We start from the raw sequence: 7124 nt of genomic DNA, 5'->3' as shown, positions 1-7124 counted from the left end.
TTTCTGTCCGGCGAACCGCCGCATCAATTTGCTCGCCCGTTCATCGTTTTTAGTGAGGTATTGAGCTTTATGTTGTCCGTTTTTGTCCGGGTTCATCCCAACCGTGCAAATCAGCAATTACTCAAGCACGACAGCGACTAGGACCAAGGGTGATGGGTCAGTTATTTCATCACTTGGTGCGGCCAATGGCAACCACCGAAACTTTGGGAGCCTTTGTGAACGGACTGCGAATTGTGGTGATTGATGGCACCTGCTTCAATGTCCCGGACAGTGATGAAAACGCTCATTGTTTTTGGTCGTCCTGGCAGTCGTCCGGGCACACAAGCAGCATTTCCCAAAGTACGATTAGTCATATTGGTAGAAGCTGGAACACATTTAATTTTTGATGCGTTAATGTGCCCATATCGTATGGGGGAACGAGTGCGGGCATTAAAATTATTACGATCTGTCACATCAGGAATGTTGTTGATGTGGGACAGAGGTTTACATTCCTACGCAATGGTGCAAGCAACCATAGTTAAAGGCTGCGATTATTTAGGGAGAATTCCTGCAAATGTTAAATTCTTAGCTGAAAAACCCTTAGCTGACGGTTCTTATTTAAGTTGGATTTACCCATCTGGTAAACTGGCAAAAAAAGGCTGGAAACCTTTACTGTTAAGAGTTATTGAATACACAATTGAGCATCCTGATCATCCACAAGAACAACTTACATATCGACTAATTACCAGCTTATTAGATATTGAAAAATTTCCGGCTCAGTTATTGGCTAGTGAATATCATCAACGTTGGCAAGTCGAGAACACGATTGATGAACTCAAAGTACATCTTTTGGGGCGAAAAACCCATGTTCGTTCTCAAAATCCGCGCTCTTGTTGTGCAAGAAGTTTATGGCTGGCTGTTGGGGCATTGGTCAGTGCGGTTGTTGATGTTTCAGGCTGCATCCAGTGCTGGAGTCCCACCTTTGCGCCTGAGTTTTACCGGAACGTTGCGAGTCATCCGCCGCGCCCTTCCCAAGTTTCAACGCTTACACAAAGAAGAATTGCCCCTTTTTTTGATTGGTTGACTGTAGAGATTCTCGATACATTTTTACCCGAACGCGTTCATCGGAATAATCCTAGGGTTGTAAAAAAACCTGTATCAAAGTTTCGTTCTAAAAAACCGGAACACCGAGGTACTGGACAACGAATTGAAGCTCCCACTTTTCGTATCCTCACAACGGTTTCTACCCTTAACTGAACCGTATTGCTCTATGAGTTATGAAACTGTGCGCCAGACTCTAAAAAAAACAAAGTAAAACCTTGGTTAAAAGAACAATGGTGTATTCAATTATGTTGACGCGCTCGTATGTAATGCGATCTGGTTGATGTCTTGGATTTATACAATGAGCCGTGTGCGTTCCCAAACGTCCTGTACTCTGTTTTGATGAGCGCCCATGTCAACTTATAGAAGATGTTAGGGAACCGTTACCACCTCAACCCAAACAACCAGAGCGTTATGACGCGCGAGTATAAACGTAACGGCAATGTTAACCTTTTTGCCTGCTTTCAACCGTTGGCAGGATGGCGACATATGGAACTCACCCTTTCTCGTACAAAAATAGACTTTGCCAAACAGATGAAAAATTTGGTAGACATATATTTCCGTAGCGCAGACGTGATTCTATGGATAGTCGATAACCTTAATATACATAATCCTGCCGCAATGGGGTGAAACATTTGAACCACAAGAAGCACGGCGGATTATCCACTCTTCTCGAGTTCCACTACACACCCAAACACGCGAGCTGGTTAAACCAAGTAGAAATTGAATTGTCAGTTTTATCGCGGCAGTGTCTGGAGCGGCGAATTCCTGACATACAAACATTGTCATCTGAAATCGCGGCTTGGGAGCAACAACGCTCTTCCCCAAAGGGCAAGTGTCAATTGGCGCTTTAGCACTACGGTTGCACGTAACAAACGGAGAGCGCCTATATCCGCCCATTTAACCCCGCTTTCGTTGCCTTGACGGACTACTAGTACTCCATGTCATTAATTTTGATGGGTTGCGCCCTATCGTTATATAATAACGATGTGTCCGCATATGGGGACACGAGTGTCCGTACGATCGCTAACAATTTAAAAGTATATTAATTAGGTGTATGAATAAAAAACATAGCATTTTTCTTAGTGATGAGCAACGGCTACAACTGGTTGATTTAATCAAGAAAGGGAAAGCAAGTGAAGCGTGAGATTCGTCGCGCACATACGCTACTAATGGCAAACTCTGGTAGTACAGATGAGGCGATAGCAAAAAGCTTACACATATCAATACCAACAGTTGAACGAACTCGCAAACAGTTTTGCACCGATTCCTTATCAGCCACAATGAATGAGCGTCCTCGCAGTGGAAAGCCACCAAAAATAACTTCCACGGCAGAAGCATATTTAATTGCAACAACTTGTTCAGATGCTCCCGATGGTAGCGCTCGTTGGACATTAAAAATGTTGGCGGATAAACTTGTTAGTCTTGAAATAATAGATAGTGTCAGTACAAATACAATTGGACGTACATTAAAAAAAACGAGTTAAAACCTTGGCTAAAAGAGCAATGGTGCATCCCAAAAATCAGTTCAGAATTTGTAGCTTGTATGGAAGATGTACTTGATTTATACGCTCAACCAGTAGACCCAGAGTGTCCATTGGTTTGTTTTGACGAAAAATTGTGCGTTTTATTTTCTGATGTTCATGAACCAATACCAGCAACACCGAAAACAGAAGAAAAACGAGGGAAAGTTGAAAAACAAGACTACGAATATGAGCGAGAGGGTAATTCTAATTTATTTGCATTTTTTGCTCCATATCTAGGTTGGAGACATATTAAAGTTACAGAGCGCCGTACTAAAGTTGATTTTGCTCATTGTATGAAAGAGTTAGTTGATGTTCACTTTCCAGAGGCTGTTGTAATTAAATTAGTAATAGATAATTTAAATACTCATACTATTGGTGCTTTATATGAAGTATTTGAGCCATCTGAAGCTAGACGAATTGCGAAAAAATTAGAGATTCACCACACACCAAAACATGGTAGTTGGCTAAATATGGTTGAATGCGAGCTATCCGGGAAAAGCACGTCAATGCCTTGCCCGAAGAATTCCAAATATTGAAACACTAGAAAAAGAGGTTTCAATGTGGGAATTTAATCGGAATCAAAATCAAGTTTGTGTTAATTGGCGTTTTCGTATAGAGGATGCGAGAATTAAACTTTCACGAATCTATCCAACCCATCAGAATTAATGACATGTAGTACTAGGACTCCACATACTCGGCATTTTCTTGAGATGCGGAAACTCCCTTCTAAGGTGATGAGATGCCCTTCCTTTTATCCACCTAGGGCGTGTTTGAGCTCCTTGTTATATCCTGAAAAAAGATGCGATCGCAGGCAGGGTGTGTTGATGAATCGAGGAGACTTAAGTACCGAAGAGTGGGAAAAGTTCAAATTGCTACTTCCACATCAATTACCCCGAACGGGTAAGCCAAATCACGACCACCGACAGGTTGTTAATGGCATTCTATGGATATTAAGAACACCGGGCACGCCCGGCGGGATATGCCGGAACGGTATGGGAAGTGGGAGAGTATAGCAACACGGTTTTATCGGTGGCAAAAAGCTGGAATTTCAAACCAAATCTGAGAAAATCTACAAGCGAGCCTCCTTCGGAGGAGCTTCGCTAACGCAGATAAAGAAGGCAAGTTAGACGCTTGAGTTCATTACATCGATGGAACAGTGATACGCGCCCACCAACATGCACTTCTGCGGAAAAAAAGGGGCGTTCGCGTAAGCGTGTGCTTTGCACAAGAAGATGAAGCATTAGGCCGTAAAGAGCGGAGGTTTTAGTACGAAAATACACATACGCTGTGAGGGAAAAGGCAAACCGATGACTTTTATTCTGACTCAGGAGTCAGCTTATGAAGTCGGTTTTCCTTGAACAACTTATCTTACAAGGCGCAGTAAGCGCGTTCTGGGAGAGGTCGTCCACGTTTACTTCTGGTGAGGGTCGTTGGAGACAAAGGTTACACAGGCCGCAAAGCTCGCGCATATGCGAATCTTCTGTCCGGCAGACTAAGCGATCGAATCCGTAATTACCTACGTCGTCGTGGTATCTGTTATACGATTCCTCGACTTTCAAATGAACCACGTCACGGTTCATTTAACCGGGAAATTTATCGTCAACGCAATATTGTTGAGCGTCTTTTCAATCGAATCAAGCAGTTTCGTCGTATCGCTACCCGATATGAAAAACTTGCTCAAAATTATACAGCGATGATTACAATTGCCTCCATTTTGTTGTGGTTATAGTTTGAAAACACGCCCTAGCTACATCCGCCGGGGATTCATGCGTTGGTACATTTAAAAAGCAATGGTTAGAGTCGAACGGGTAGTCGCCCACCCGAACTCTCCTTCAAAACCAAACGTGAGACTTTCACCTCATCCGGTTCCTCGTTTGTTTGGCACTTGTCATGTGTGCCGCTTTCCAGTGTTTCAGGATTAGGGGATGGGTTGATAAGAATCATCACTTCTTATCTCCCATACTTGTGGTTCCCATTTGGCGTGGATAATATCGTGGCAATGTCTATGTACTGCTGCAAGATTGAGTATGCTTGTTATTGTCGTGGTTTCCATCCACATGATGAATTTCAATTCCCCCTTTGTGAAGTAAAGTACATATTGCAGTGAGAGCATTTCCCTTTTTGTGATTTCAAGAGGTCTGCTAATAAGGGCATTGTACCTGGGTATTGCCCTCTTAAGATTGCTCCAATAAACCCAGTCTCCGTCATAGGGGCTTTTATCTCCCCGCACTTTTACGTGCCTGGTAATTGGTGTGGCATCATGCCGTTTAAGTTCTTGTCCATCATTGGACGTAAACACCCAATTCCTAGTACCGCTCTTTTTCCATTCGGCGGCAGTTTTTTTGCTGCGCGAAGGTTTGTCTGCCCATCCAAAAAGCTGATGAAAGGTGACGAAATCAGCCATCTCAAAAGTGTCTTGGCTGCACACAGTTTTGTAGTAATTACACCATCCCGTAATGACTGGATTAAGTCTGGCAATTAACGCCTCCTTGGGTGCGTTTTTATGCTGTTCGATGATGTTTCCCACTTTGTTAGTGTGTTCTTTCAAAGCTTTCTTTGAAGGGGTGATGATAGTCTTAAACCCTTGTTTTGAAGAAAATTTTCCAACTTTATATTGTTGAATATGGAACCCCAAAAAGTCAAACCCGACATTGCCACCCTCTTCAATGAGTGTGTGCGAAAGTCTGGTTTTTTCAGGCTTAAGTTCTAACCCCATGTCTTTTAACCAATCAATTATTATCTGCTGACATCTTTGGACAACGGCTTTATCTTCGTGTAAAATTACGAAGTCATCAGCATACCGAATGAGGCTAAGGCTGCCCCTGTTGACCTTTTTGCCATATCCTGCCCTAGTGGGCAAGGTTTCGGCATATTGTTTAATCCGGTTTTCCATGCCGTGGAGAGCTATATTAGCTAGTAGTGGTGATAACACACCACCCTGCGGCGTTCCAAGAGATGTTGGAGTATACGATGATTGCTTATTTGATTCGGTACTCCAGTCAATCACTCCCGCTTTTAACCAAGCTCGTATTTGACGGCGAATGGTGGGGAATGTATTCAATTTCTTGAGCAGTGCATCATGGTTAATGCGGTCGAAGCATTTTACAATATCAGCATAAGCGCACGTATTTGGGCTTGAGCCTAATTGCAATAAATATTGCTCCAATTGCATCGTGACATGAGCGTCCGGGTCGAAATCCATAGCTATCCGGCTCGAATAAGGCATCCCATTCTGGCTCTAAGGCAGCTTTTACTAGAGCTTGGGTTGCTCTATCGTACCGAAGTGGGTATACCTAATGGGCGTTTTTCCGTTTTTCCGGGCTTATCTATCCAGACACGCCGAACGGGTTTTGCCTTATCAGTTAATCTCAGTCGGTCTACAAGTTCCTGCCTTTTTTGAGGGGTTAAACTTTTAACTCCATCTACGAAGAGCGGTTTTCTTGCCTTGATTATCCTGAGTTACCCTGCGAACGGCTAATACCTTTGCCGACCAAGACTTCATCAAGGTTTTCAGCAAGCCTGCGAACTGCACGATGGTCTCCACGCTGTGCGGCTTTGAATATGCGATGAAAGCAACTTAAAGACAGCCCGTTCGATTTGACTCCACGGGATGTTCTTCCATTCCACAGTAGTTTTTAATAACTCTGTATTAGACTTATCCATTGCTACTTAAACCTATTCTTTCCAAACAATCGTGAATCCGCGACTCATATCCTCACCATTACGTGAGGCATTGGCTTCTGATTCAATCCTGCCCCCATATATCTTGGGGCTAGCTACCTACTAGAAAATCGACCGTTTCTAGAGATATATAGGGGTTAATTCGTTCCTAATGACCATTGATTGAACTGTTAGGGCAATGCTCTGTGCCGGGTTTATTTGAGGTCTCAGTCAGGTCGAAACTCAGAGCAGTGACTCGCGCTCATAACCACCCTCGTCCGGGATTGTGGAATAAGCGAATGCCAATCTGCTTCCGTGGGTTGGATATGCCGACAGCCACACTGCTACATGGGATGTACGTTCGTGAAGTACGAGGTATAACTTTGAACGGCTCAAAAACTGAGGACGTAATAGATAAGGACAAAACCATCACACCCGAAGATGAAAATGCAGCATCAGAATGGCGCTGCATCGATTGGAAAAAGGTGGAAATGGCTGTCTTTAAACTCCAAAAACGAATATACAAAGCCGAGTTGCGTGGGGATGTAAAGCGGGTTCGCAGACTTCAGAAGCTGATGGTACATTCTCGGTACGCCAAGCTACTAGTACACTGCGACAGAAATAATCCGTGGGTTTAGACAAGTAGCGGACGACCTTTATAAGTCCATTTGAAAGGTTTAGCCATTGTTTGATTGAAGTAGGTAATGAAGGTCAAAATCCGTTGTTTGAGATGCTCAAGCGAGGTAAAGTTTCCCCGTTTAAGTAAGCGACGCACCAAAATACTGAACCATAGCTCGATTTGATTGAGCCAAGAGGAGTGTTTTGGTGTGTAAACAAAGCGAATTCGATGGGACGTAT

At 43.5% G+C, this 7124-nt stretch carries 6 protein-coding genes and 4 pseudogenes; 6 read left to right on the top strand and 4 right to left on the bottom strand.

The features are described 5' to 3' along the window. Nucleotides 1-104: 104 nt before the first annotated feature. From AABK37_RS39310 to AABK37_RS39295, 4 genes and pseudogenes are all read left to right on the top strand, one after another. Nucleotides 105-1063: pseudogene (locus AABK37_RS39310) on the top strand (IS4 family transposase); the annotation flags it as partial. A gap of 431 nt (nucleotides 1064-1494) precedes the next feature. Next, complete coding sequence (locus AABK37_RS39305; protein WP_432556817.1) at nucleotides 1495-1710, top strand: hypothetical protein; 216 nt, start codon at nucleotides 1495-1497, stop codon at nucleotides 1708-1710. Next, nucleotides 1707-1934 (top strand): transposase, encoded by a 228-nt coding sequence (locus AABK37_RS39300; protein ID WP_432556816.1) that lies wholly within the window; start codon nucleotides 1707-1709, stop codon nucleotides 1932-1934. The genes AABK37_RS39305 and AABK37_RS39300 overlap by 4 nt, the downstream gene beginning before the upstream one ends. A 203-nt stretch (nucleotides 1935-2137) precedes the next feature. Next, a pseudogene (locus AABK37_RS39295) lies at nucleotides 2138-3272 on the top strand (IS630 family transposase). Between the two features lie 11 nt (nucleotides 3273-3283). On the opposite strand, the pseudogene AABK37_RS39290 reads toward AABK37_RS39295, so the two are convergent. Continuing rightward, nucleotides 3284-3367, bottom strand: a pseudogene (locus AABK37_RS39290) (IS200/IS605 family transposase); the annotation flags it as partial. 63 nt (nucleotides 3368-3430) lie between these two features. Here AABK37_RS39290 and AABK37_RS39285 point away from each other — a divergent pair. Next, nucleotides 3431-4335: pseudogene (locus AABK37_RS39285) on the top strand (IS5 family transposase). 189 nt (nucleotides 4336-4524) lie between these two features. Here the strand turns inward: AABK37_RS39285 and AABK37_RS39280 are convergent. Together AABK37_RS39280 and AABK37_RS39275 are read right to left on the bottom strand one after the other, a co-directional pair. Beyond that, nucleotides 4525-5808, bottom strand: coding sequence for a reverse transcriptase domain-containing protein (locus AABK37_RS39280; protein WP_432556815.1), 1284 nt, complete (start codon nucleotides 5806-5808; stop codon nucleotides 4525-4527). A gap of 210 nt (nucleotides 5809-6018) precedes the next feature. Next, nucleotides 6019-6108 carry a reverse transcriptase N-terminal domain-containing protein gene (locus AABK37_RS39275; protein WP_432556818.1) on the bottom strand — a complete coding sequence of 30 codons (90 nt, stop codon included), beginning with the start codon at nucleotides 6106-6108 and terminating at the stop codon, nucleotides 6019-6021. A gap of 409 nt (nucleotides 6109-6517) precedes the next feature. Between AABK37_RS39275 and AABK37_RS39270 the strand changes: the two genes are divergently transcribed. Beyond that, a complete protein-coding gene (locus AABK37_RS39270; RefSeq protein WP_432556814.1) occupies nucleotides 6518-6904 on the top strand; it encodes a reverse transcriptase N-terminal domain-containing protein in 387 nt (128 codons plus the stop codon). On the opposite strand, the gene AABK37_RS39265 is transcribed toward AABK37_RS39270, so the two are convergent. Beyond that, nucleotides 6901-7124: transposase (locus AABK37_RS39265; RefSeq protein WP_432556813.1), on the bottom strand; the 224-nt coding region annotated here is incomplete at its 5' end. The two genes, AABK37_RS39270 and AABK37_RS39265, sit on opposite strands and share 4 nt — an antisense overlap.

Source organism: Tolypothrix sp. VBCCA 56010, from assembly GCF_050875635.1.
GTDB lineage: Bacteria > Cyanobacteriota > Cyanobacteriia > Cyanobacteriales > Nostocaceae > Hassallia.
This window is presented reverse-complemented; position numbering and strand designations above follow the sequence as displayed.